The 25,890-nt window shown below is 42.8% G+C and carries 18 protein-coding genes, 1 other RNA gene and 5 pseudogenes; 4 read left to right on the top strand and 20 right to left on the bottom strand.

What is annotated here, in order from left to right:
* Positions 1-281: 281 nt before the first annotated feature.
* The 14 genes and pseudogenes from UB51_RS23080 to UB51_RS28040 all read right to left on the bottom strand — a co-directional run bounded on the left by UB51_RS23080 (position 282) and on the right by UB51_RS28040 (position 14,937).
* Positions 282-2,627, bottom strand: coding sequence for an ABC transporter permease (locus tag UB51_RS23080; protein ID WP_044879312.1), 2,346 nt, complete (start codon positions 2,625-2,627; stop codon positions 282-284).
* Position 2,628: 1 nt separating this feature from the next.
* Complete coding sequence (locus UB51_RS23075) at positions 2,629-3,390, bottom strand: ABC transporter ATP-binding protein (RefSeq protein WP_044879311.1); 762 nt, start codon at positions 3,388-3,390, stop codon at positions 2,629-2,631.
* A 145-nt stretch (positions 3,391-3,535) separates the two neighbouring features.
* Complete coding sequence (locus UB51_RS23070; RefSeq protein WP_044879310.1) at positions 3,536-4,795, bottom strand: HAMP domain-containing sensor histidine kinase; 1,260 nt, start codon at positions 4,793-4,795, stop codon at positions 3,536-3,538.
* Positions 4,792-5,475: a response regulator transcription factor gene (locus tag UB51_RS23065; RefSeq protein WP_044879309.1), complete on the bottom strand. Its 684-nt coding sequence runs from the start codon at positions 5,473-5,475 to the stop codon at positions 4,792-4,794. Before UB51_RS23065 ends, UB51_RS23070 begins: the two co-directional genes overlap by 4 nt.
* Positions 5,476-5,781: 306 nt before the next feature.
* Positions 5,782-6,006 (bottom strand): annotated as a pseudogene (locus UB51_RS29175) (hypothetical protein); the annotation flags it as partial.
* Positions 6,007-6,048: 42 nt separating this feature from the next.
* Complete coding sequence (locus UB51_RS23060) at positions 6,049-6,675, bottom strand: type 1 glutamine amidotransferase family protein (RefSeq protein WP_044879308.1); 627 nt, start codon at positions 6,673-6,675, stop codon at positions 6,049-6,051.
* Between the two features lie 113 nt (positions 6,676-6,788).
* Positions 6,789-6,902 (bottom strand): annotated as a pseudogene (locus UB51_RS29170) (DNA-binding transcriptional regulator); the annotation flags it as partial.
* Positions 6,903-7,178: 276 nt separating this feature from the next.
* Positions 7,179-7,814, bottom strand: coding sequence for a 2OG-Fe(II) oxygenase (locus UB51_RS23055; RefSeq protein ID WP_044879307.1), 636 nt, complete (start codon positions 7,812-7,814; stop codon positions 7,179-7,181).
* A gap of 224 nt (positions 7,815-8,038) precedes the next feature.
* A pseudogene (locus UB51_RS29850) lies at positions 8,039-8,113 on the bottom strand (IS3 family transposase); the annotation flags it as partial.
* Between the two features lie 201 nt (positions 8,114-8,314).
* Positions 8,315-11,107, bottom strand: a complete 2,793-nt coding sequence (locus tag UB51_RS26625; protein WP_052676044.1) for an S-layer homology domain-containing protein — start codon at positions 11,105-11,107, stop codon at positions 8,315-8,317.
* Between the two features lie 425 nt (positions 11,108-11,532).
* A complete protein-coding gene (locus UB51_RS29345) occupies positions 11,533-11,667 on the bottom strand; it encodes a hypothetical protein (RefSeq protein ID WP_267884717.1) in 135 nt (44 codons plus the stop codon).
* 554 nt (positions 11,668-12,221) lie between these two features.
* Complete coding sequence (locus tag UB51_RS26620) at positions 12,222-13,274, bottom strand: copper amine oxidase N-terminal domain-containing protein (RefSeq protein ID WP_052676043.1); 1,053 nt, start codon at positions 13,272-13,274, stop codon at positions 12,222-12,224.
* Between the two features lie 411 nt (positions 13,275-13,685).
* Positions 13,686-14,477, bottom strand: a complete 792-nt coding sequence (locus UB51_RS23040; RefSeq protein ID WP_044879306.1) for a sensor domain-containing protein — start codon at positions 14,475-14,477, stop codon at positions 13,686-13,688.
* A gap of 280 nt (positions 14,478-14,757) precedes the next feature.
* On the bottom strand, positions 14,758-14,937 hold the full coding sequence (locus UB51_RS28040; protein WP_144407056.1) for a hypothetical protein: 180 nt from the start codon (positions 14,935-14,937) through the stop codon (positions 14,758-14,760).
* A 40-nt stretch (positions 14,938-14,977) separates the two neighbouring features.
* Between UB51_RS28040 and UB51_RS29845 the strand changes: the two are divergent.
* Positions 14,978-15,121: pseudogene (locus UB51_RS29845) on the top strand (PLP-dependent aminotransferase family protein); the annotation flags it as partial.
* Between the two features lie 62 nt (positions 15,122-15,183).
* Here UB51_RS29845 and UB51_RS23035 read toward each other — a convergent pair.
* Entirely contained in the window at positions 15,184-17,268 is a 2,085-nt protein-coding gene (locus UB51_RS23035; RefSeq protein WP_044879305.1) for a methyl-accepting chemotaxis protein, read from the bottom strand.
* A 220-nt stretch (positions 17,269-17,488) separates the two neighbouring features.
* Between UB51_RS23035 and UB51_RS23030 the strand changes: the two genes are divergently transcribed.
* Together UB51_RS23030 and UB51_RS27425 are read left to right on the top strand one after the other, a co-directional pair.
* Positions 17,489-19,111 carry an amidase family protein gene (locus tag UB51_RS23030; RefSeq protein WP_052676042.1) on the top strand — a complete coding sequence of 541 codons (1,623 nt, stop codon included), beginning with the start codon at positions 17,489-17,491 and terminating at the stop codon, positions 19,109-19,111.
* Between the two features lie 226 nt (positions 19,112-19,337).
* Positions 19,338-19,534 (top strand): annotated as a pseudogene (locus tag UB51_RS27425) (IS5/IS1182 family transposase); the annotation flags it as partial.
* A 201-nt stretch (positions 19,535-19,735) separates the two neighbouring features.
* Here the strand turns inward: UB51_RS27425 and UB51_RS29165 are convergent.
* Positions 19,736-20,359: an NAD(P)/FAD-dependent oxidoreductase gene (locus UB51_RS29165; protein ID WP_052676041.1), complete on the bottom strand. Its 624-nt coding sequence runs from the start codon at positions 20,357-20,359 to the stop codon at positions 19,736-19,738.
* Positions 20,360-20,388: 29 nt separating this feature from the next.
* On the bottom strand, positions 20,389-20,880 hold the full coding sequence (locus tag UB51_RS29160; RefSeq protein ID WP_267884771.1) for an NAD(P)/FAD-dependent oxidoreductase: 492 nt from the start codon (positions 20,878-20,880) through the stop codon (positions 20,389-20,391).
* Positions 20,881-21,032: 152 nt separating this feature from the next.
* Between UB51_RS29160 and UB51_RS28590 the strand changes: the two genes are divergently transcribed.
* Positions 21,033-21,209, top strand: coding sequence for a hypothetical protein (locus UB51_RS28590; protein WP_199924961.1), 177 nt, complete (start codon positions 21,033-21,035; stop codon positions 21,207-21,209).
* 363 nt (positions 21,210-21,572) lie between these two features.
* On the opposite strand, the gene ssrA is transcribed toward UB51_RS28590, so the two are convergent.
* The 3 genes from ssrA to rnr form a co-directional block, all read right to left on the bottom strand.
* Positions 21,573-21,937, bottom strand: a transfer-messenger RNA (tmRNA) gene (ssrA, locus tag UB51_RS27415).
* 237 nt (positions 21,938-22,174) lie between these two features.
* Entirely contained in the window at positions 22,175-22,651 is a 477-nt protein-coding gene (gene smpB, locus UB51_RS23020; RefSeq protein ID WP_044879304.1) for an SsrA-binding protein SmpB, read from the bottom strand.
* A 161-nt stretch (positions 22,652-22,812) separates the two neighbouring features.
* Complete coding sequence (gene rnr / locus UB51_RS23015) at positions 22,813-25,662, bottom strand: ribonuclease R (protein WP_082063232.1); 2,850 nt, start codon at positions 25,660-25,662, stop codon at positions 22,813-22,815.
* Positions 25,663-25,890 lie beyond the last annotated feature (228 nt).

Genomic DNA, 25,890 nt, shown 5'->3' with positions numbered 1-25,890 from the left:
CTTGCAATGTTTAATACCAATTAAAGCACAAAGATATACGTGTAGACACCTACACTATTTTCTAGATTATGTTCACTTGTGCCCAATCTCATATTAACAGATTCTATAGAAGAAAATAAAACTTCCTGCAAAATTTTATTTTCTTCACTAGATCCCTTTTTAATGTTACAGAGTAGGTCTTTTTTAATTCATACAATAATGGAGGTGTGGCAGTTCAAGCCACAAATCGCCGCCGTTTGATGATTGGGGTGAAGCAGCAATCAAGATACGAATGTAATCATTTATTCTGTAATCAACCCATAAGCTGATATCCGCTTGATCCTCCGTGCTACTAGCATCGATACGAGATAGGCCAGCACAATAATACCGGTACAAAGCACGATGATCAGAGGAATATTCACGATGAATTGCACGTTGTAAATCCCAGCGCTAGAGAGTAGCAAAGTGAGCATAGAATTCGTATACAGACATCCCAGCACCCCACCGATAAGTACCCCTACAATAACAATGGGAACAAAGCTCAGCGCAATCTGAGTCATAAGCTGGAGAGTGGTGTATCCGGTCGCTTTCAAAATTCCAAATTCCCTCTTACGCCTAAGAATCATTGTTTTGATGACAAGATAGAGAATCAGAGTAACTACCAGCGTGGTTATCGCAAGAATCATAACCATGACAGCAAACACGGCTGAGATATAAATACTGCTTTGGCTACCCAACATCTCATCTACATCCATTATATCATCTATCAAATCTCCGTACTGTACTTTGAAGTCTCGAATAAAGCTGGCATTATCCACCTCTTTCAGATAAACATTTATTGTCTTGCCTGTATAATCGGGGATTAGATGCTGTACACCAGGTATAGTTAAAGATGTAATCTGCCCCATATAGTTTATAGATTGGCTCAGCCCGGTAATCAAAAACGGATAGGATATATCGCCCACTTCCACCTTAACTGTATCCCCGATGCTTTTATGAAGCAGCTTTGCCACCGCCCCAGAAACGGCAATTTCGTTGTCGTATTGCGGATATCTACCTTTATAGACCGTATTGTTTTCCAGCTTAGCGTAATCATCCGATATATTCGTATAAAAGCTTTGTTCGTCAATCGTCGTTGTAATGACGTCTAGTATAGCAATCTTTTCCACACCATCCATTTGTTCAATATCTACGAGTAACTTTTTGTTATCTATGTCGGGCTTAGACTGAACCACTACACTAGACTTCTCCGAACCAACGAGATTAATAAACGCAGTTTTATTTACCGCAACATTGTAATACAGCACAATGGAGAAGACGGATGCAAAGGTAATCGCAACCATGATTAAGGCAATCATGATGTTCTGCTTACTATTGGTAATCATCGTTTTGCAAGCGAGCATAAAATGGAGTCCACCCTTGGCTTTCTCCAACGGGAAAAAATTATTTTTAAAGCTGTGGGTCATGATCCCTCCCCGTAACGCTGCAACTGGGTGAAGTTTCCGGATGCGTATGGAGGAAAGCAGTGTCACCGTTAGCACCAATAGGGCAACTATTAGAATACAGGCAATATTAATCGACACGTCAAAGCTCTGGGTCCACAGCAGTCCTGATAAAGAAGAGATAATTCCACCGAATACAGGCATTGCTGCATAAGAAATCCCGACTCCGACGACACCCGCAGAAAGTGCAATTAGCATAAACTGCAAAGTAATGGATGCAAGGATCTGCCTGCTAGTATAACCTACGGCTTTGAGGACGCCGATATTAACCATGCCATCGTCGATACTATTTGTCACACGGAACTTGATGACAATCAAGGACACAATCACTATAACCGCCGCAAATGCAACCAGAATCATAGCGATGATATTGATCGTCATCGTACTGACGCTTTTCATCATCTCGATGTCAGTTCCCCAGAAGTATTGGGGAGTTTTCCCTATATCCGGATGCGTAAATTGCTTGTTGTAGTCGTTAAGCAGCTCAGTCGATTGTGTACTGTCCGTAAGGATAGAAGACATAAGGGTGCCGCCCGCGGTATCTCCCAGCTTATCGGACAATTGATGATAGGCAGCGTCCGGTAAAAGGAATTTCATCATGCCATTATTGTTCGTACCCATCGTGGTTGCCTCAAAAAATCCCGCGATACGGTAACTGTAGTCCATGTCCTGATAGGTAATCGTGAAGGTGTCACTCAGTTTATAGCCACCGCTTGCTTTAAAGCTGTAAGACACATATATACCATCGTTGCTAATAGTATCCATCTTTTCAATCAGTTTCAGCGGCGAAAATTTCCGTTTGGCATCCGCATTGAGCAGTGCAGCGCCAATATTCAAGTCGCTATCCCCAAAACGGAACTTGGATGCACCCATCAAAATAATCGTTTCCGTTTCTGCCTCTTTCACTCCAGAATAAGTCTTGAGGAAATCTTCATAAGGTTGTTTATAATCTGCACTGTTCATAATAATGCTCACATGCGCATCGTGCAGTTCTTCAACCTTATCATCATAGAAGGTATTTATTTTGGTAATAACCGTCATTCCTACATTGAGCAGTAGCCCCGCAATAAAAATCAAGACAAACAGAGAGATTGCGGCACTTTTTCCTTTTTTGATGTTGGCCAGGGCAAGATTAACGATTTTCATCTTACCACCCCATTTCAGCGAGAAATGCTTTTAGCTTCTCATGCCGTACAGGGTTATGCTCCACATCGAAAGCATCGAACTTTAAATCTCCACAAATCACGCCATCACGCAGGTAAAGCACTCTGTTCCCCCGCAAAGCCGTCTTAATATCATGGGTGACCATCACAATGCTCTGTCCACTTTGGTTGACAGCGGTCATAACATCCAGCACACTATCGCTTGCAGCAGAGTTGAGCGCACCCGTTGGCTCGTCTGCGAACACGATTCTCGGACTGTTGATCAATGCACGTACGATACCTGCCCGTTGTGCTTCACCACCGGAAAGCTGTGAGGGGAATTTCCCCCATGCAGTTTCATTTAATCCCACTTGGATGAGCAACTGCTTGGCTTTTTCAACAATAGCCCGCTTGTTTTTGCTCACCAGCAGACCGCTCGCCAGCGCATTATCCAATACGCTCATATTGTCTAGTAGATAGACCTGTTGGAACACAAACCCGCAATTATTTCTTCTAAAAATCGCAAGCTGATCGTTATTCAGCTTGGAGATATTCTTCTCCTCAAAGTGTATCTCGCCTAATGTCGGTTTATCCATACCGCTAAGGGCATAGAGCAGGGTGGATTTCCCCGAACCCGAGCTGCCCATTATTACCGTGAAATCCCCCTCCATCAGGCTGATATCCAGATTTTTTAGCACATGCTGCTGATTACCACCACTGGAAAAGGTTTTGCATAATTTTTCCGTTCTTAATAGCCTGTTTTGCATGGATTAACTCTCCCTTTATTTATGTATTTATAAGTGCCACTATCTATTCCTAGACAAATAAGACTGTAGAATAGATTACAGTCTTAGCATACAAGAGCAATTCTTATTTAAGCTTTGTTCAATCCTTAACTGTTTCTTAAATCGTTTAGGCGAGCTTGATTCTCAGGGTAACGGTAAAACCGTCATCTCTGTTGTGACATTCAATATCGCCCTGCATGTTCTGCATAAAATATTTGGATATATACAAACCAAGCCCCGATCCACTTTGTCCCGCTACGTTATTCCCTCGATAAAATTTGTTGAATACCAGAGGTAATTCATCCCTATTGATGCCACGTCCATAATCCATAATACAAAGTTCCAAATGCGTATGGGTGACAAGAGAAGCAATCGTGACAGAGGTACCCGCATACTTATAGGAATTGCTCAGAATATTATCAAATACTTGTTGTAGACGTGTTACATCCGTTAAGATGATACAATCCGGAATCGGATCGCAACTAATTTGATCATCGTAATTTACGTTCGCAATCATACCATTAAGAACACCGCTTATTTCCTCAGTAATCGTTACCTTTAACTCTTGCAGTTCTTCTAAAGTCGCATGGAACATATCGGTCACTAATAGGTTGATTTGCTCTGCTTTCGAATAGATCGTGTTTAACTGCTTGTTCACTTTGTCGTCGGTAGCCCGCATCAGCATCAATTCGCTTACTGCTTTAATAGAGGCAACCGGTGTTTTGATGTCATGACTTAAGCTCGCAACGAGCTCCTTCTTGCTGCGATTTGCAGCATATTCACTCTGACGCGCGGAAGCCAATTCCTCGCGCATGATGTCAAAGCTTTCGGTAAAAGCACCAAACGGGTTGTTCTTGTCAATTGTTAAAGGAATGTCCAGATTCCCTCTCGCCACATTTACAGCAAAGTACTGCAGCTTTTTGAACGGTTTAAATACGGTCTGATTTAAAAATAGGATATAGAGTATGCACAGCACCATTAACGTACTAAATGTCAGAAATATGACGATCACAAGCTGTCCCTTCATATGCTGCACAATTTCTTTACTGTCATTATGAATAATGAGCTTGCCTACGAGACTATCATTTGGCATCACGTCTATGATCGTATTTCTGTTTCTGATGGCATCATTTATTGTCGTGGAAAGTCCCCCCGCCGTTTGGTAGAGTATATTTCCACTGTTATCTAGAACGGAAAATTGCTGCTCTATGGTGCTGTAGTCTCCTTGTTCGATATGACCCCAATGGCTTTCAATCGTCTTTAGCACCTTATTCACAGCGACAATATCCACGTCGGGATCTACCTTAGTCTCGATCACTAGAATAGCAAGAACAACGCCAGAAATAAAAACAGCAATGATTATTAAGAATAACCATTTTGCCCTCATATCCTGCCATCCTCTAAGACGTATCCCGTTCCCCATACGGTTGTGATATATCTCGGCTCGTTGGGATTGACCTCAATTTTTTCGCGCAAATGGCGGATATGTACATTTAGCGTTCCATCCCCTGTAAAAGAATCACCCCACACATTGTGGAACAGCTCTTCTTTTGTGACTACCCTGTTTTTATTTTTCGCCAAATAACAGAGCAGTTTATATTCTAACGTTTTGAGCTTGATATCCGCACCGTTCACACGGACACGGCAAAGCATACAATCGATCTTAACCTGGCCAAACTCTAGGGTTTCAGTGAGGCTGTTATTCCCATATCTTTTGAGCACAGCCTTTACTTTGGCAAGTAATATACTAAGCGTATATGGCTTTTGTATGTAATCGTCTCCACCTATGTTGAGTGCAATGAGAATATCATCATCGCTAGAACGTGCACTAATAAACAGAATCGGGATCTGCGTCGTTTTCCGTAGCCTTTTGCATAAATCGAATCCAGACGTGTCGCCGAGATTGATGTCCAGAAGGATCAGCGATGTTTCATTGTCTCGTAGAAACTGTTCACACCCATCTGCACTAGTCACATAAGCGGATTTGACTTCGAACATATTAAAGTACTCGCTCGTTGTCTCCGCAAGGACAGTCTCGTCATCCACAATTAAACAATCATAGTTCATAAGCATTCTCCATTAGACGATAGAATAAGAATTATAATTAACCTCCACAATATACCATGATAGTTGAGACTTCCGACATCTTTAATTGAAAATCTAATACAAATAACGGATTAAATGGTTCAGCGTATTAATAAATATTGACATCACCCAAACAGCCGACATCCCATAAGACATCAGCCTCATTGTCCTCAACCTCTGATTGCTTCTGTAAAATGAGCGATACCCTTCCAAATAAGAATATCAAAACTCTCGACCTCTGTTACTTAATTCATAAATGACGTCTACAATCGGTCTACAATTTAGTCCCTAAACAAGAAAAAACCCGCTCATTGAGCCGGTTCTTCTAATAGAGGCGAGGGGATAGAACGAGCCACTAAAGCTTTTGGCCCATTCAGCAACCCTCCGACTACTTTCTTCTTCTGACAAATCCCCAATCCTAGTCATAATAGACCATCTTACTCCAAAAGAATCCAATATACTTCCGAATCGATCATCTGAAACAAAGCTTGCAACCGGTTCCCTTACTTTTGCTGGGGTAATAGATGTAAAGCCGTATATTTTATGCTTATACCTTCATTGGATTGAATTCATCAACTCATAGAAATATTTGGATTCATGAGTCTTATTAAGACTATACCAGGCATCTAATGTTTTTGAAGAAAACACACCCAAAGCTTTCAAGACGTGTACAGAAAATTCCAACGGAGCTATTCCAGATGCAGTGATCAGTTTTCCATCAGTTACAACAGACTCCATTTTATAATACTTTTCGCCCGTGTAAGTGGGACAGATCATTTTAAGGTATTCCAGATCATTGCTTGTATGCAGGCGTGAATTCAGCAATCCTGTCTGGGCAAGTCCCATTGTGGCACCACAAATCGCTGCAACCAATATACCTTCCTTTAAACACCTCTGGGCGATTTTTAAGATGGGTTCGTGAATTGTTTCTGTCCATGTATCTCCACCGGGTAAAATCAATGTATCTGTGCTTTCAATGCTGCACTCATCCAGTTTGATGTCAGGCAGTATTGTAAGTCCGCCCATTGTAGTTACAGGAGTCTTTTCAATTCCCACGGTAACTATTTTTGATGGGGCCAGCCCCTTTTTATAATATCTTCCCGAGTTCAGTTCGGCAGTTAAGTAACCTATTTCCCAGTCTGCCATTGTGTCAAACACATAAAGATATACCGTATTATTCATTTGCAAGTTCTCCTTATTTTACAATTCATCAAGTGATACCAACCATCCATCGGTAATCAATGATTATCATCATTATAAAATAACTTCACTGACATCTGCTGTCAGTGAAATTATCAAAGTTGATAATATTCCATTAACTCCGACGCAACAACAACAAGTTTTTCCTTCAAACTCTGTGGTTCGATTACTTGAAGCGATTTCCCGTAGGATAGGAGAAAATAAGGGACATTTTGGCTACACTATAGGTATGAGAAAGCCCCGTCCTAGTGCGGGCGGGGCTTTCAGTATGAAGGCGAGGGGATTTGAATCCCTGTCAGAAAATATCGACCCATAAACTGCGCTTGGCATTCCGGTGTAGTCACGGTTTGATTGCACCTGAAAGTCATTGCAAGCAATGACTAGCATCGTAAGCGATACTCGCCCGCCCCATAAACAACTTTCGCTAGACCCAGCATGATTGTCTCCTTCATCACATTAGATTGATCGCTCTGTACACCTAAACTTTAGTCCCCTTCTCGAATTCGTTGTTTACGCATCCATTGAGTAGCTACCCATTTTTCACCGCGGATAACAGGTTCACCACTATGCAGCGTTAGTTCGTTTAATGTTTGATTATTATAAAAATATTCGAAGTAAACAGCAGATCCTTTAACTGGTTTCACAGTAATACCTAAGTTTGGAAGTGTTGTTTCTCCTCCTTCTTCTACATCATTTAAGTATATGACTAATGTACTTATTCGATTATTATGACTTGAAGGGTTATTGGGCCCAAAAAAATCATAATGTTCTTTATACTCTTGTCCAGGTTCATAATGTAAAACTTGTAGTCCTTCAGCATGTGCAATGGGTACCTGCATTAAGCTTGATATGCGGTTCTCAATTATATTAATTAATAGGCTTTCGTTTTTATCAAAAAACATACCTTTGCTAGTACGAATCTGACTAACTTCTTTATTCACTAATTTCGATTGTTCAAGACGAGATGCAGCAGACTCGATAAGTGCTTGGCATTCTTCATCGCTGAGTACATGATCAAATTTCATTATTAAAGGTTCTTCATTTAAAACTGTGGCAGTAATGATGTGATTGTCAATAGAATAGACAGATTGAATTGGTAAGATAGAAACTTCAGATATCATATTATTAATCAATCTCCTCTATAATTTATGATGACAAAAACTTGAACCTTTAAATTAAGTGCACAATATTTCCATTAATTACTAATATACCACAAAAACAATTCAAATATATGAATATATATCAATACCTATTTTTAAGACAATTTTTAAAATAGAAAAAAGGACTCTTTATCCTGACAAGAATGTGACCGTATTAGTGGACAGTTTGAAAAAGACGACCATTCTTAGGCAGTGATCAGATGAGTTCTGAGTGACCATTGATGTCGTTCAGAGTTATAGTAGGTGATATAGTCATCGAATTGTGTTCAGAGGGTCACAGTTCGCATGATAGAGATTCGTTAATATCTTCATGAAAATAAAAAACATCATCCTTAAAAGGATGGTGTTTTTTATAAAGAAATAAGTGCACCCCCTAGAATTCATCGGTTAACCCAGTTGGGCTTTACCAAATGATTATTCTAAAAGGTGCACTTTTGTCCATTTGAAAATAGTATTTATTATTACATGTTAAAGGTAGTCATAAAACGATTAATAATTGCTGCGACTTCAGCACGTGATACGGCACCCGTTGGATCAAGCATGCCATTACCCGTACCAGAAAGTAAATGATTGCTTACGGACCACTTCATCGCATCAACTGCCCAAGATGAGATTTTGTTCGCATCTGTGAAAGCGACTAATGACTGCCTAGCATTAATATTCAATTTGTTTGCTTTTGCATAATTAAAGAATATCTGTGCAAGTTGTTCACGAGTAATAGATTGATCTGGAGCAAAGTGAGTACTATCAACCCCAGTGACGATGTTATTCTGGCTTGCCCAAGCTACCGCATCACTGTAATAGGCATTCGTATTAACATCTTTGAAGTGATTTGACTCTACTTCAGGTTTATCCGCTAAGCGGTGCATAACCGTGACCAGCATACCACGAGTCATGGTTTTGCTCGGGCTAAACGTATTTGCCGCGGTACCCGTGAACAATGCATGTTCCACAACATAGTTAATGGATGAAGCCGCCCAGTGATTCGAAACATCACTAAAAGTAACAACAGGCTTAGCAGGCTCAGTTGGCTTCTGAGGTTGCTCCGGAAGCTTCTCGAAGGTCACAACAACTTGATCAGAAGATTTCAGACCCGTCAATTGAGTGAGTGCTCCCTTAGATATCCCATTGATCGTAACATCTTTAACCTGGTAGCCTTTGTCAGGTGTTATTGTAATATTGCCATTTGAAGCAGCAGTAACTGTTCCACCACCACCTGAGACAGACGCATTCGGCTTGCTAGAGTTGTTGCCTGGCGAGCTGTTGCCTGACGAACTGTTGCCTGACGAGTTGTTGTCTGGCAAGTTGTTAGAAGGGTAGGCTTTAACGATAAAGGTATAGGGTTTATCTATGCTTTGATCGCCGCGAGATATCGTTGCAGTCAGTGTGATACGCATATCCCCCATGCCAGAGGATGGACGTGTAACAATCGCAGTGTTGTTGTCGATGCGAATGATATACGCATTACTGCTCTTCCATTCAATCCGGGTACCATGCAACCCTTCAGAAGGGAGGGGAATGTTAGTGGTAATCGCACTCGTATCACCAAGTGTTGAAGTTACACTAGTAATCGTATCGGTAACTGCCTGCTCGTCACTGAGCCCGGCGACATTAACAAAGATCGGATTGGAATAAAACCACAAGCCTGTATAGTTACGGTCATTAATATTATTGAAGCGTTCCTCGTTCAGCTCCGGCGTGTCACTACCCCTATCAAATGATTGATCTTGTAAAGGCTCGCCGTTCTTTGTGAAGCCTGCTACGTCTGTACCAAGGTTCGTACCGCGCAAACGATAATAACGGTTTGTATCCGCAGGTACCTTATAGGAAACAGTATAATAGCCTTCGACATCTGGTTGTCCCCAATCTTCTTTCGTAAAACGTTTAATAACTTTCGTCGTGGCATTGGTTGTATTGCTGGCATATTGACTTACATCGAGCTTGCCAGTTACTTCTCCTGAGATCAGATCGACATGATCGACTTTGGTATCATTAGTGACTGAGGTTTCATGCGGGCTAATTGGTGCATAGTTGTTGTGCTCTGGGTTCTTGAAGCGAATGCTGATTGTTGTAAGATCCCCTTCGGTTACCTGTAGGTTCTCGCCCATTTCAGCTTGAGCGCCATTTCCAGTGGCTTTGAAGTCAAGCGCATTGATAAGATCGCCATAAACGGCATAAGATTTACCTGAACGCATACCCTCTACAATATCTTTGAAGGTATTACCCTCGACCCAAGTATTGTTTCGCGAGTACTCGCTAGGCCAGTAACCACTTGAGTAACTCCGATTGCTGCTCAACTTAAAATGAAAGTCGGAATTTGTGAAGTTCCAGAAGTGACGACCTTCACCAAGCATGGCATCCCACATTCCGCCGACCTTTGCGACCATGACGTCAGCTCCGCCGTATACGTCTTTTAATTCCGCTCTATTCCCACCGCCTGCCATTTGGTTACCCGGTAGCCCTTCCATACCGAATACAATCTCAGGAGCAATATCATTCATCTTGCGAATATCTTCGATAGTGACAACACCACTGCTATCACCATTATGTCTAGATGGATGGTTAAGCAATACATAGCTCTCCGGGTAATTCGTTTTCAGCCACTCAATGGCTTCAAAGGTTTTATTTTTATCAGGTTTCAACGTATTCTTATCAGGCCTTGCTCCCCAAAGAGTAGTCTCATCTGAATGAAACATATCTGGAGCTGTATCGTAGCTGTACAACCACTCGAATTGATGAATAGCATCGATGGGCACTTCATTACTTTTGGAATCAATAATGCCGACAGAACCATGATCCAAGCCCATCATGTCCCATTCAAAACCAGAATAAATGAATTTATCTGTGTATTTTCCAGCAGCTTGGAGCGCTGCAAGCTTGTCCTGCTGTTCTTTAATCGCTTCCCAACGTGCAGTGCCCTTATTGTTGCCATCTGGGTCTCGCGGCGAATCGCGCAGATGATCAGATAGCACGATGAAATCAAAGGGATTGCCGTACGTCAGTGATGTGACTGTTTCTACAGGCTTATTGTCAAGATCCTCTCGAAACGCAGCATCGAGTACATTTTCCAATTTCATAAAAGATTCGGATGCATCTGCCGATTGTATGGTGTGGGTATGGTACTCACCAGACATCCATCTTCCTGTTGAACTGGTGGAAGGTGTGTTCTCTGTTGCAGACACCGTCGCCATACTCTGTGCGAGCATGAAAAAGGCGAATGAGGTACAAATTAAAGACTTCAGCTTGCTGTTCATGTTGTTGTAATCCCCTTCGAATGCATTATGATATTGATTTAAGTATATAGATGAACTGTAAATTCACATGTTAAAGAGTTGAAGTAATTTGTAAAAAATATCGCTTGGGAGCACAACCATCTATAACTTGTAGACTTTTCGTCTACAGGATAATCAAAAAATAGACTTCTATATTTTACAAATTGTCTACAATTCCGAGCAAATCAAAAGCCCGACCGCGTGAGGTCGGGCTTTCATGGTGGAGGCGAACCGTGGCTGTGCAAAACCACAATTCGCCGCCGAATGTTCCATATCGTCCCTTTTTAATCGTTAGATAACTATCTGAAAACGGAGCCATGAAGGTAATGATTTCGTCTGTAATAGTCCATCCGATGCATATTCCAGATGACTTTTTCTCAAAATGTTATTTTTGATTAAATATTGAATTAGCCCAGCGCTTTGACCAAAGCTGTACCGAAATGATCCGCTTCATCAAGCATGGCCATATATCCATCAGCAGTCATGTTACCAAAAATACTCCGTTTAATATCCATATCCCAATCTGATTCACTGGCATCCATCGCTAAGCATTAATTCCCTTTGCTCATTTTCATGTCCGGGAACAATTTCTTTCTTCTCTTGATGAACAAGATGTATTTTAGTTATTCCTACATTAAAAATCGAAAATAACAGTATTACGATCAAATGTGTCCATACAGTGCTTAAATAGATCTCCCTAAATAATCGGGTGCTGTTCCCTTTATAAGTAAGCACCCGATTCTAGCCTAGAAAAGTTATTGAACCTTAATATCCATGATATCCCCTTGATAAAGTAAATTAAAGGTAGTAAATAACTTACCGTCAGTACCATTTCCTTTTACTGTATGCTCCTAATACTCTCATACTCTAAATACGTGTTGTACTACTTCCATAGTATTCTACTTTCTCACTATCTGAGTCTTCGTACCATTCGAAATATTAGTTTTGTATAATGTCTGGATTTCTTCTAGTCTCGGGTCCTCATCTTTGAGGCTCGTCTCTCCTTACAAAACAACTGGCTTATTTTTCATATCCTAAAAATCAAACGCCTGATTTCGCCCAAATAAGATTGCGCAGTTTCGTTAACTAAGACGTTTTACTCTTTAATTTCAAAAAACATAATGGCATTGTCATTCAGCACCACTAGCTCGGTTGCGGACAGCGGGAGCACTTCCGTCGAAGAAATAGTGCGGTGGTTGAATACCAGCTTGAATTTCAAACTTCCGTCAGCGGAATTCAGGGCATGCAGTGTGCCGCCTTGAGTTGATATGTAGACAGTTCCGTATGGGTCCAGAAACACGGTGTAATCAAGGAAACTAAATCCCATCTTTTCCTCAGAGACCGGTAAACGATAAGTCCACAGCGCTTTTCCGGTTTTCGGGTCTATTTTTTCCAAAGTTTTATTATCTTTGGTGACATGAAACGATTGTGTCGGTTCCGATCCCGATTCCGCTAACCCCTTATTGATTATCGCATTGATCTTCGCCGGGATGTCCTTATGCTTGAACGGCCATTCATTCTGAAGATTTCCATCACGGTCCATCACTTTGATCGTATCGAAATTTGAAAAAATCAGAGTATCCGTCGGCCCCTTATACCCTCTGTACATTTCATATGGACTTTCATCTTGAAACGACCACTTCAATTTCATATTTCCACTGCGCTCTAGAACAGCTGGGTTGCCGCGATCATTGAGCACCGGAAGCTCGGTAATGGCCGTCAATTGCGGTGTTTCGATCACCACGGCATGGATGTCCGATTTCCAAAATACCGATGCCCCTAGGGATTCGCTGACAAAACGGATCGGTACATAGAAGCTGTTGTTTACGATCATTGGAGGTCCGGACAAAAGAATCGGTTGACTATTTTTATAAGCCATCGTTTTGCCGAGCTGAAGCTCGATCATAATGTCACCTTTTTCGCCGATGACCTTTCCTTCTTCGGGAACATAAGTCACTTCGGCGTGCAGCGACTCGAAGATTAAGCGCATCGGAACATAGATACTTCCGTTATTATTGATCGGAGTCAATTTCGTATTCAAATATTTGCCATCCAGCATGATCCAATATTGATTGGAGTCGGCGTGTACCGGCTGATGAAACGTTAAAATCATGAGTACAAAAAATAAAACTACGACGATTCTCTTCATATCCGCCCCCTAATTTTAGGAATTCTCCCAAATATTATACATCATAGCATGTTTCCTTCCTATGATCATAAAAAAAATGATCCGATTGCATGCGTTGCTCCATAAAATTATTATTGACCAATTCTTCTATGAAACGGTGCGTATAAACCGACTTAAAGCTCTTCATGGGCGGCGGATACTGTGAATCAAGCTCATGGTCCGTTTGATTCTATTTATCTCAATGATTGGAGTATAATTACAAGCAATATCACAGTAATCTATGTAACTGCTGCATAATCAGCTCAAGGTTTTCATGTGAAAAAAATAAAACTCAGGGATTCATTGTGAAACTAGAATCCCTGAGTTTTTTTAATTGTACCTCATTCATAGAGGGATTAGCACTTTGACGATACGCATAAAAAAAGAGAGCTTCTAAGGCTCTCTATAGGATGGCTGCATCATCCCTTGAGTGGGCTGCTCCTCTTGGTACTCATAATATTGCGACTGAACCGGCGCATGTATTTGTGACTCCACTGGCACTGACGGCTGCTGATATGGCTCGTCCACATACATGATTCTGCGCTGAATTTGCATGAGCCCATTCACGACGCGAAGCGCGATCCAAAAAAGCACAAGGCCAACGCCTACGTACAGCATATATTGCTGATTATAGGTCCAATCGATATGAAAATAACTAAACAAGGTATTTTCTAAAATATCAAGCTTCATCTCATTCATTAAAATGATATGCACGACTGGAAGAGCAATAAATCCTAGTCCTAGTGAAATCACCGTTACCATAATAACAAAGAATACAATGCCTGTTACAAATCTTAGTAATACGAGCAGCAGATCTCGAATGAATAGCCCTCCGTCAAAACCTCTCACCATTCGCATCAGCCAGTTATGCCCAGCTTCAGACTGTTGATTGTAGGTATATGAAACAGGAGGAGTAGGCAAACCCAAAATTTGTCTGATCATGCTTTGTTCAAAATTCACAATCCCATTCAACAGCTTAGCTACTCCAAAAAACAGCGGTATTCCAATAAATAATGGAGTTAAACCGATTGATAGTGCAATTCCCGTTATCGCTACTGTAAAATAGATAATCCCTAACGGGAGAGATAACAATAAATAGAGGATCGTTGCATAGGTTTTTGGATTAAAAAGCACCCAATTCACCTTACCTGATGGCGCCTTTGCAGTCGCTTCTATTGTCTTCATATTTCAAACACTCCTTTGGCTTCATAAGTCACGCTCTGAGTTATAAATCCATTATATCCGCCTTATTTGCCTGACGTAACCGTCTTAGGGAGTGTCTGAACCTAGACTTTAGACTAGGATTAGAACCATTTCCTCTGATTTATGTAACACTTTCTTAGTTCCTTTTCTGGCTCAACCTCGAAATCAGTGCTTGATTAATTAGTTAAGCCGATTACGGTTGCATTCGTCCATCGACAACGATGGTAATTGATGATCTCATTTTGCCAATTACGCATCGTTTTTAATCCGCCTTTAACAGCCTCTGAGCAATCACATCATTTAACTTCCCATCCGCTGCAGTAATAATATCATTCACTTGCCTCCTCAATCTATCTATAACCTCAGCGAAGGACGGCGGCTCTTCAGTCCACGCACTAGGCATGCTTCCTTTTTGAAACATATAATAATAATGCTGTGGCATGCGGCAAGTTTCGTTGACCTTTACTTGGATTTTTTCAACTCTGGGTATTAAACGTTCTCCTGAGGGCATAGATCTTGAGGAGCTAGAGAGAATATTTTATGAAAATCAGATTAAATTCTTTTATATGATTCCTCGTTTTCATAGTCCTTTGGGAACATCCTATACGAAAACCAGCCAGGGGAAGTCTAGCTTCCCTTGGCTGGTTTGTTTTGTTCTAAAGAGTTTCTCTCCCATGCGGGGAGTACATCACTGGTTATGGATGTTGAATTTCTTAATATTGTCCTCAAGATCCTTGGAAAGTCCCTGCAGCTGAGTCAGATAACCTGCTATATCATCAATCGTAGCCAGTTGTTCCTCTGCTGCCGCGGACACGTCTTGGGTAATGGCAGCATTCTCTTCCGTAATCGCTGAGATATTGGTGAAGACGTCTGTGAGTTCATAGCGTTTTTCAACCATCAGCTGGATTTGGCCGTCAACCTGATTCGTCATGTCCATTTGGCTGTTCACGGACACCATAATATCGTTAAAGATGGTTTCGGTTTCTCGAACCGCCGTTTCCTGGTCTATAAACAGTTCGCGGGATTTGCCGATGGCCTGAACAGCCGATCCCACCTGGTTGTTTACAGTTGAAATAATGTGACTGATATTATTCGCAGCGGAAGCTGATTGCTCCGCGAGCTTGCGGATCTCGGCAGCTACCACGGAGAATCCTCGCCCATGTTCACCTGCTCTTGAAGCCTCAATGGACGCATTTAGAGCCAGCAAATTCGTCTGACCGGAGATTTCAAGAATCGTACCGAGTATGCCTCTGATTTCACCAGTGCTGCCACTCACATGATTAATAGCTTGTGCTGTTTCCTCAGAAGCCCGTTGTGTGCTGTTAAATTTCCCTACTAGCTCCTGCACAATTACGATACCGCGTTGATTCAATTCGGCTGTACGACGAGCAAGATCCAGTATTTCCTGAGCGGATGCCGTAACTTGATCAATCGCTCCGCCGAGCTGCTCAACTTTTTCAGAGCCCTCCATAACGTTGTTAGCTTCATCATTAGAAGCGGTAGCAAGTTGAACGATGGACTCGGTAATGAGTGAGGAAGCCTTTTGTGTCTGATCCATGCTGTCTGTAAGTTTATCCGCCGATTGAGAGACAATTTGGCCCGAAGTAGAAATGCCACCGATCATGTTCTGCATATCCTGTTTCATCGCATCAATAGCCCGTACCATGGTGCCTACTTCACTTCGCTTGTTCAGCATAGATTGCGGAATATCGATCGCCAAGTCACCACTGCCGATTTGCTGCAAATACTGAACAGCCGCATTTATCGGCTTCGTAATCGCGCCAGCTAAATACAAAGCTACTCCGATGGCGATAACAGCGATAACAACCATGATGAGGAAAATAATGTCCTGGATCGCATTGACTGATTCCGCTACTTCACCCTCATCCATAACTGCAATATATTTCCAACCATTCTCTGGTGATACGTAGACACTAGCCGTGTAGTTCTGCTTATTCAAGGTGATGTCCAAATTTTTGCCTGCCAGTTTGTCAATGTCAGCAAACTCGGCTATACCCAGATCCATTAGATTTTTAAAGTTGGTTTCCGGGTTCTTAGGATTTGCGAGGATCGTACCGGTTTGATCTGCCAAGATGACATAGCCGGTTTTACCGATCTTCATGTTATTGATGGTATCGGTCAGAAAGTCCAAGCTTACGTCTACACCTTGAACACCAACGATGTTACCTGCGTCATCCTTAATGGTAACCGAAGAGCTGACGATCGGAGCACCTGTGGTAAAGGCAGCGTAAGCACCCGAGCGCACGATTTTGTCGGGATTCTCAACCGCCTGGGTGTACCACGCTCTTGGTCTCGGGTCAAATTTATCGGTGGAAGTACCATCCGGCCATTGTATGTATCCGCCATCCTTTGTTCCCAAATAGATATAAGGCACATTTGGATGCGTCTTAGAATATTCCAAGAAAAAGTTATAAATCTTAGCTTCTATACCTCCATTTTTAGCTGGAGTCATCTGAAGAGTTCCATCTGCTCCTACCGCATCCACGTAAGAGGTGATGGAACTGTCGATCTTCTTGATGAGCGGGCTCTTGGCAAAGTATTCAACCGACTCATTCACGGTAGTAAAGTACAAGTCTATAGCACCGCTAACTTGTTCGATTTCCTTCCGAGTTGCATCGTAGAAATCCTCCGTCATTTCCCCCTTAACTTGCTGGTTGATCCCGAGGCCCATCGATAATGTCGACAGCAATACCAGGACGACCATCGTAACCAATAGTTGAAGCTTTAGATTCCACTGTAGTTTCTTTCTCAAGTTGTTTCTCCTCCATCTTGTTGTGTAAACATGTAAGTGTGTTTATACATACTATCGGTAAAAGAATGGTTTTTGTTATATATTGTCGAATTAACTAATGAATTAAGCGAACATTTGTCGAATTATATTCATTTTTCCAGAGGAAATGACGATAACTGTTACAGGGAGGGAAAATGAGCATTAAGAACTACTTAAAAAAAGACATCAGGAGGCAGGACACTTGAGAAAAAAATATATAAACTTCAAAGCTTTACTAGCTATTTTGCTAGTTTTCTCGATTTTGCCATGGAATCATGCAAATGCCGAAATAGCAAAAAGTACGTTTGATCCGTTTGAGAAAAGCATCGATGAAGTCACAAAAGCTCTGGACACAAAGCAAATTACATCGGAAGAGCTGGTGGAATACTATCTGAAACGTATTGAAGCCTTTGATAAACAAGGCCCTGTTATAAATTCTATTATTGCGGTTAACAACCAAGCTCTTGAAACAGCAAAGGCACTCGATGCCGAGCGCAAATCGAAAGGACCAAGAAGCAAGCTTCACGGCATTCCTTTTGTCGTAAAGGATAACTTTGATGTGGTTGGCATGCCGACCACATCTGGGGCTGTAGCTCTGAAGAATGAACATCCTACTAAGAATTCATTCACCGTTCAGAAGCTTATCGATGCCGGAGCCATTGTAATCGCCAAAACAAACATGTCCGAGCTCGCCGCTTCCTATGGCAGACTGGGCTATAGCTCCATGGGCGGTTTGACAATTAATCCTTACAATCTGAACCGTGATGCTTCCGGTTCCAGCAGCGGTAGTGCAGCAGCTGTAGCGGCTAACTTTGCCGTATTCGGACTTGGAACGGATACTTCCGGTTCCGTCAGAGGTCCAGCCAATGTTACCGGGCTAGTAGGTATCAGACCGACTATGGGATTGACTAGTCGCAGCGGCGTCGTCCCTTTTTCCCTTTCTTTGGACGTAACTGGTCCTTTGGCACGTAGTGTCGAAGACGCTAGCTTAGTGCTTACTGCGATGGCTGGAACAGACAAAGCAGATTATGCGACAAAATCTGCGAACCGCCATGTTCAAGACTACGCCAAAGCACTGAACGCTTCTTCGCTGAAGCATGCGCGTATCGGCGTGGCGACTGACTTCTTCGGCGGCAATGATGAAGTAGATGCTATTACGAATCAAGCGATTGCTAAAATGAAAAGCATGGGAACGGAAGTAGTGCCTGTCACATTCTCCAAACAAACCAAGTACCTCTGGACTCCAGTTCTTGGACCGGTCGGGGATGCGGAATTCAAAAGACAGTTTGAAAAATATTTGCGCTCGCTTCCTGCCGGCGGACCTAAAACGCTGCAAGAGGTAATCGATATTAGTGAATCTCCTGAAGTATTGAACTCGGCAACACCTGTTAACCCTGCTCGTTTGGAAGGCTTGAAGACAGCATTGGCTAAAGCAGATACTCTATATTCCAAAGAGTACAAGAATATCGTTAAGAAAGAAATACCGCAGACCCGTAAAGAAATTGAAAAGATTATGAAGAAGAACAACCTGGACGCTATCGTTTTCCCTACGATGGCCTGCCCTGCTTCCAACCGCTTTGACAAAGAAGACCCTACCTATGTCTGCAATGCGTATGATACTTATGCAGCGAGCTACGTGGCATCTGCTACAGGCTTCCCTGAAGTAACCGTACCTGCGGGAACGGTAGAAGAAGGCGTACCGGTGGGCATCTCATTCTTGGGATCAGCATACAGTGAGCAAACGCTGCTTAACCTAGCTTATTCCTTCGAGCAAGCTACGAAAGCAAGAACTGCTCCTGTACATACACCGAATATGAGACCATAACTGTATAACTGGATTACAGCATCTGCAAATGCTCTTTCTCTCCCTTTCATCATGCAGGCTGCAGCTGCGATTGAATAAAACCGCTCCGCTGCATGCGAGGCCACTGAAAAATTCCGAATTATCTAAACAGGATACCTAACCTTGATTTATGAGGAAGGGTATTCTGTTTTCTTGTATAATAGATGTATTAATGGTAGGTGGTGTCGCGGATGATTTCAAATTGTGAACGCCACATAGCGACCAGAAGAACTTCCAGGAAAGTGAATACTTCAAAGAAAAGGCAAAAGAGCGCTAAAAATAGAAGCGAAACATAGACACGGGTATGATGTCGCATCATCCTCAGGTCTCGTTGGCATGCACATACAAGGAGTGATGGTCATATTTGCTGTCAATCTCAAAAAAATATTGACACTTATGAAGTAAAAGAGAGGGAAAAGAAGATAAATAAAGGTGACTTTTCATTCAGAATTGAATGGAAAGTCACCTTTATCAATTTAAATTCACTTCACAAAATTAAAACGCAAGTTTTTCAGTGGCCTCCTGCATGCATCAAGATCATCCATTTAACATAAAGACAGCCGAAACCTTACATAATAGCATGAAGCTATCGTCTAAAATCATCATTCAGGGACGCGGGCAATATGGTCGGTAAGCCCCTTCGCTGCGGCATAACCGGAACTCCAGGCCCACTGCAGGTTGTATCCACCTGTATCCACCGCAATCTCCATCCACATCCATAGCCTCACCAGCAAAATAGAGTCCGGAAACAAGTTTGGATTCCAACGTTCCCTTGTTAATTTCTGTTGTATCGATGCCTCCGACCGTCGTTTGAGCAAACGTAAAGTTGTTTGTGCCGGTCACTACGAATTCCCAATGTTTCATTAGTCGATAGAATATCTTTTTCGTTTTCCACATTAAATCCTGACAGAGGAGGTTAGGCTGGTCATTGATGCCTGCTTCCTTCAAAAGAATGGGTATCAACTTCTTATTGATGATGCCAATAAAGAAATCCGCAACGGTCCGATGCCCGAAGGTCCCCCAGTGCATTTCCAGAAAATCAATTACCTCTTCCCTACTACGGTCCGGCATTAAATCAACCGATATGACCACAGACTCATCTTGAGCTAACTTAGACGAGGCTACTCGACTAAGCTGGAGAATGGCTGGGCCGGAAATGCCATAGTCGGTGAAAAGAATTTCGCCATATTCGCTGCGGATCGTTTGACCGCCCGCGATGATATGAGCCATCCCTTCGAACTTTACACCCGACAAGGCCTTTAGATGCGGATATTCGCCGGCAAAGGCTCAATAAGTGTGTGCCCCAAACGCTGAGCAAGGGTATAACCGGAACCGTCCGTCCCCGTTTTCGGAGCGGTAAGACCTCCAGTACATAGAAAAAGATAATCGATGGTTATAACTACCTGTTCCTGTGTCTCCTCTGTCTCCATTTGACATAGAATTGTAAAGCGTGGATGATCTTTGGACACGGTTATATCCAACACTTTATGATTAAAGTACACTGGCACATTCCGATCCTCCAGGGCAAGCCGGAAAATATCCAACACGGAGCTGGCCTGTAGCGACATCGGATACATCCGGCCATCCTCCAAACTTGTCAGCGGAAGTCCGAGCATGTTAAAGAAGTCGATGGTTTGACGGACACCAAATTGCTGCAGGACTGGAAATGGAAAATCAGGCTGATTACTTTGATACTTGCGTAATAAAGCAGCTAACTCGTCCAATTCCATCGTAGTAGATTTGTTCGTAATGTTACATCTTCACAATACGTATTTTTTGTCCAAATTCTATCTGTGGTGTATCCCTAGGTTTTCTGTAGAAATCACAGTACGAATAGCAACGCAACTGCCAGCACATAATAGACTACACAAACCTATTCCAGTAAACAAGGAGGACCTTTCAATTGAGTACAAACCAACCGGACAAGAACCTAATCAACACAGTGAAAGAGCTGGATGCGACACCCGTGAACAGCCTGGAGGCCCAACAACAGCAGCAGGCGCACAATGATCGCCGGAAACAAGCGCTGCATGACAGCAATGGCAAATACACGGAAAATGAATCTGGCAACTATCATTAAGCCTACGCCCTTCGCATCTGCTACCCTTAGCTATTCATCGAACGAAGCACTGTGGAGCCAATAAACAAGCGATTTCACTACCTTTTCCAAATAAGAAAGCGTAAAAAGGCGACCTATTACGGTCGCTTTTTTAATGGTATAAATGGAGGGAAGTCGAACCCCTGTCCTAAAATATCGACACATCAGCTTCCACAGGTGTAGTCACAGTTTTGATGTCACCCGAGTATGCCCCGTACAGCATCAGAAATGTTTCTTATTCAGAGTCAGAGAAGCCAGAAACCCCGTAACCACGCGGGTCAACCATCCCCGTCGAGTACGAATGAGCAAAAACGGACACCGCATGGTGTCCGTTTCTGATACTACATATGGAGGCGAGGGGAGTCGAACCCCTGTCCGAAAATATCGACACATAAGATTCTACGGGTGTAGTCACAGTTTTGATGTCACCCGAGTATCGCCCCGTAACCGGCTATACGTTGGGTCAGCCTGATTATCTTCTTCAGCTCACCCCAGGCGGAGATGAGACAGCGTATTCCACTATTGGTTAGCCCCTAGTCTAGTCACATGGACGATGCTAGGTAGGAGCACGCTCACAGTTTCTTAGGCTGCGAAAGCGTAGTTGTTTTGTGTTTTGCCATTTAATAGGCTTTAGCGTTGATAAAGCGGACGCGTCCCCACTACCCGCTACCCATGCTCAAACTATCCCCGTCGAATCCATAAACGCCCCCTTAATATAAAGGGCTTCTAGGATAGAATCTTGAGTAGTCAAGACATGATGTTCTATTCAGTATCCTTTTCCTCCATGAAAAAGGACCACTAGAAGGTAATCATTGAACAAGATCTGTCGATCTCGTATAACTTAGTATATCACATTTCTACATCTCTATGATACTTACTTCAAGGAAATCGAGGTTATGATTGCCAATAAAGGATCATATGAGACGCTTTGGCGTAACATTCCTTACTTATCTTGCAATTTTCTGCTTCTCACGTAACGCACGTTGAATATCACGTTGAGCATCGCGTTTGGCAGCCGTATCACGTTTATCATACTGCTTCTTACCTCTACCAAGACCCAGTAGGAGCTTCGCATATCCGTTTCGGATATAAATTTTAAGCGGTACAATGGTATATCCCTCTTGCTTAGATAGCCCAATGAGCTTAGAAATTTGTTGCTTGTGCATAAGTAGCTTTCGAGTTCTTGTTGGATCTGTTGGGTTACTACGGTTACCCTGTTCGAAAGGACTAATATGCATATTGTGGATATGAATTTCGCCATTACGGATCGTTGCAAAAGCATCCCCGATATTCGCTCTGCCGTTACGAAGTGACTTAATCTCAGTGCCCGTCAACACCATGCCAGCTTCATACGTCTCCTCAATGAAATAATCATGGGAAGCTTTCTTGTTCTGGGCCAAGACTTTCCCGTCACTCTTACCCATGTTCTCACTCCTCACTATCATTAAACACAATGGATTTCTGGAATCAATCATTCCATAGAAATCCATTGTATCAAGTGAATCAGGCAAAATCAAGGAAATCTAAACCCTTTCATTGCTTATCCAGCGCATGTATTCTTCTTTTAGCGTAAAAAACAGAAACACTACTTCTCTTCTCCACCATTGCGCTTACGCCCTTCATTTCCTTCAGCACCACTACCTGGTGTAGCCGTTCCGCCTAGAAAGACGCCACCTTTACCTGATGGCTTAGACTTACGACTACCTTCATCTGAAGTCGCTCTAGTAGGCTGCTCAGCCACGCTAGGTGTAGCAGCTCCATAACCACCCTTACCCGAACCGAAGTTAAATCCAATACGGGGTGGTGTTTTTTTGCCATTATCATAACGACCGTACGATGAGGTTGCAGGCTTGCCACCTGTACTTTTGCCACCGCCAGTGCCTTTACTACGTTTCCGTTTGTTCACGCCACTACCATCGACTACCTTAGCGCCCTTGTCGACCGTTTGGCTACCTTCAACAGTGTTCCCCACAGCAGGGCTTGCGCCACTTGGTGTACTTCCAATTCCGATACTCCCCATACCTTTACCAGCTCCATGATTTCTTTGTGTTTTCTTGCCGACTCCTTTACCACCTGAGCCTTTTCCTACTTTAGCCTTACCGGACGCCTTATTATCGCCACTAGCATTACTACCTGCGATAGGTTTACTTACGCCGCCTGATGCTTTACCACCACGACCTCCGCTAGAGCTACCTGTGCCTTTGCTACCCGTGCCCTTACCACCGCGTCCTATACCTCTACCGAATCCGCCACCACTTCTACCGTTACCACGTCCACCACGACTACCCTCGGCACGCGGCTTCATATCAATCAACTCAAAGTCAATCGTATGATCGTCCATGTTCACTCTCGCTACACGAATCTTCAATTCATCGCCAATTCGGAATACCTTCGAAGTACGTTCACCAATCAATGACATGATTTGTTCATCAAAATGGTAATAGTCATCTGTTAACGCACTTAGACGAATCAGACCCTCTACTGTGTTGTCCAGTTCAATGAACATTCCAAAGCTTGTCACACTGCTAATAATACCGTCGAATTCCTCGCCAACTTTATCAAGCATATACTCCGCTTTCTTAAGCTGGTCCGTATCCCGCTCTGCTTCTACCGCAACACGTTCCCGTTCAGAGGACTGCTGTGCCACATCTGGCATACGAGCAGCTAAATATTCTTGACGTTTCTCGGACAATACACCATTACTTTCAATCACTTCACGAATTACACGGTGAATCGCTAGATCTGGGTACCGACGGATCGGTGATGTAAAGTGAGAATAATATTCTGCAGCTAGTCCGAAGTGGCCCGAAGTCTCCGCATCATACTTCGCTTGCTTCATCGAACGTAGCATCATCGTACTAATGACCGTCTGTTCCTTGGTTCCTTGAATATCCTCAAGCAAGGATTGAAGAGCACGAGGATGAATCGAGTTCCCTCTGCCTTTAACTTGATGCCCGAAATTAGCCGCAAAAGCCATGAAATTCTGCAATTTCTCTGGATCTGGATTTTCATGGATACGATAGATGAACGGAACCTTTAACCAATGGAAATGCTCAGCTACTGTTTCGTTAGCCGCTAGCATAAACTCCTCAATAATTTGCTCTGCAATAGAACGTTCTCTTTTGACAATATCTACTGCCTTACCCTTCTCATCCACAATGACCTTAGATTCCTGGAAGTCAAAATCAACCGCCCCACGCTTCATCCGATTTCCACGTAGCTTCATAGCGAGCTCCTTCATCAGACGGAAATCTCCGACTAAATCAGCGTAACGCACCATAAGCTCAGGATCTTCATCCTCCAGAATCTTGCGTACATTCGTATAGGTCATACGTTCTTTGGTCTTAATCACACTCGTGAATACCTCGTGATTGACCACTTTCATTTGATCATTAAATTCCATCTCACAAGATAATGTCAGCCTGTCCACTTGTGGATTAAGACTACAAATACCATTCGAGAGACGATGTGGAAGCATCGGAATCACCCGATCCACCAAATACACACTACAACCTCGGTTATAAGCTTCTATATCCAGATCAGAATTCTCACGTACATAATAACCTACGTCCGCAATATGCACGCCTAGTCGATAATTTCCATTAGGAAGAAGTTCGACGTTTACCGCATCATCCAAATCCTTAGCATCTTCTCCATCAATGGTCACAATGGTCTTATGACGTAGATCTCGCCGACCTTGTTCTAGAATCTCTGCATCTGTAATGGAATCTGGGGCCTGCTCAGCCTCAGCCAACACTTCTTCAGGGAACGCTTCTGGCAATTGATGCTTACGAATGATAGAAATAATATCAACGCCTGGATCATCCTTATGACCAAGAACCTCCGCTACTTCACCCTCAGCCGCCGAACGGCCTTCTGGATAGTTCACGATTCTCACGACAACCTTCTCCCCATTCACAGCACCATTAAATGCATTCTTGGGAATAAAAATATCGCGGTTAATTCGCTTGTCATCAGGTAGCACGAAACCATACGATTCATTGTTCTGGAACACGCCCACAACTTGGGTCACTGCCCGCTTAACAACACGTATCACTTCACCTTCCAGCTTGCCTCCGTCTTGACTCTTAGAAGTCACTCGAATCAGAACAATATCACCATTCATCGCACTCTTAAGGTCATTTGCATTAATGTAGACGTCTGGATGCTCGCGATCTTCAGGAATGAAGAAGGCGAATCCTTTGGCATGAGCCTGCAATCGTCCACGCAAAAGATCCATTCGCTCAGGTACGCCATAGCGATTAGTACGAGTAAGGATAATTTCACCTTCTTGCTCTATCGCATTTAACAGCTTCAAGAAATCCTTGAAGTCATGAGCGTTATCGATACCGAAATGCTGCTCAAGTTCCTGGTAAGTCATCGGTTTATAAGCGGTCTCCCGCATAAAATTAAGTACTGCTTCTTTTGTTATCATGTTTATTCACCTCAGATGACTTGCAGTTATATAGAGCTGCAAGTTCTTATGTATCCTTCGCTTTGTATTGTTATTCTTTACTATACCCATATCCTAGTATACACGATTTTAATCTCTTACATCCCTTTAACTCACATCCTGTAGTATGCTCCATATCCATTACCCTAATAAGACCTATTCAAATAATTATGAAGACATTTTGTGTGTAAAGATGAAGTGTAAAGATGG

It is taken from the genome of Paenibacillus sp. IHBB 10380, from assembly GCF_000949425.1.
In the GTDB taxonomy this organism is placed as follows: domain Bacteria; phylum Bacillota; class Bacilli; order Paenibacillales; family Paenibacillaceae; genus Paenibacillus_AQ.
Note: the sequence above shows the minus strand (reverse complement) of the source record. Positions and strands in the feature narration are given on the sequence as shown.

Excerpts from the sequence above, each read along its gene's own strand:
- UB51_RS23070 (WP_044879310.1), bottom strand. The coding sequence starts at position 4,795 with ATGAGGGCAAAATGGTTATTCTTAATAATCATTGCTGTTTTTATTTCT.
- UB51_RS23055 (WP_044879307.1), bottom strand. The coding sequence starts at position 7,814 with ATGATATCTGAAGTTTCTATCTTACCAATTCAATCTGTCTATTCTATT.
- rnr (WP_082063232.1), bottom strand. The coding sequence starts at position 25,662 with ATGATAACAAAAGAAGCAGTACTTAATTTTATGCGGGAGACCGCTTAT.
- UB51_RS23060 (WP_044879308.1), bottom strand. The coding sequence starts at position 6,675 with ATGAATAATACGGTATATCTTTATGTGTTTGACACAATGGCAGACTGG.
- UB51_RS23075 (WP_044879311.1), bottom strand. The coding sequence starts at position 3,390 with ATGCAAAACAGGCTATTAAGAACGGAAAAATTATGCAAAACCTTTTCC.
- UB51_RS26620 (WP_052676043.1), bottom strand. The coding sequence starts at position 13,274 with ATGAAGAGAATCGTCGTAGTTTTATTTTTTGTACTCATGATTTTAACG.
- UB51_RS26625 (WP_052676044.1), bottom strand. The coding sequence starts at position 11,107 with ATGAACAGCAAGCTGAAGTCTTTAATTTGTACCTCATTCGCCTTTTTC.
- UB51_RS28040 (WP_144407056.1), bottom strand. The coding sequence starts at position 14,937 with ATGCCACAGCATTATTATTATATGTTTCAAAAAGGAAGCATGCCTAGT.
- UB51_RS23040 (WP_044879306.1), bottom strand. The coding sequence starts at position 14,477 with ATGAAGACAATAGAAGCGACTGCAAAGGCGCCATCAGGTAAGGTGAAT.
- UB51_RS29345 (WP_267884717.1), bottom strand. The coding sequence starts at position 11,667 with ATGGATGCCAGTGAATCAGATTGGGATATGGATATTAAACGGAGTATT.
- smpB (WP_044879304.1), bottom strand. The coding sequence starts at position 22,651 with ATGGGTAAGAGTGACGGGAAAGTCTTGGCCCAGAACAAGAAAGCTTCC.
- UB51_RS29165 (WP_052676041.1), bottom strand. The coding sequence starts at position 20,359 with ATGGCTCATATCATCGCGGGCGGTCAAACGATCCGCAGCGAATATGGC.
- UB51_RS23080 (WP_044879312.1), bottom strand. The coding sequence starts at position 2,627 with ATGAAAATCGTTAATCTTGCCCTGGCCAACATCAAAAAAGGAAAAAGT.
- UB51_RS23065 (WP_044879309.1), bottom strand. The coding sequence starts at position 5,475 with ATGAACTATGATTGTTTAATTGTGGATGACGAGACTGTCCTTGCGGAG.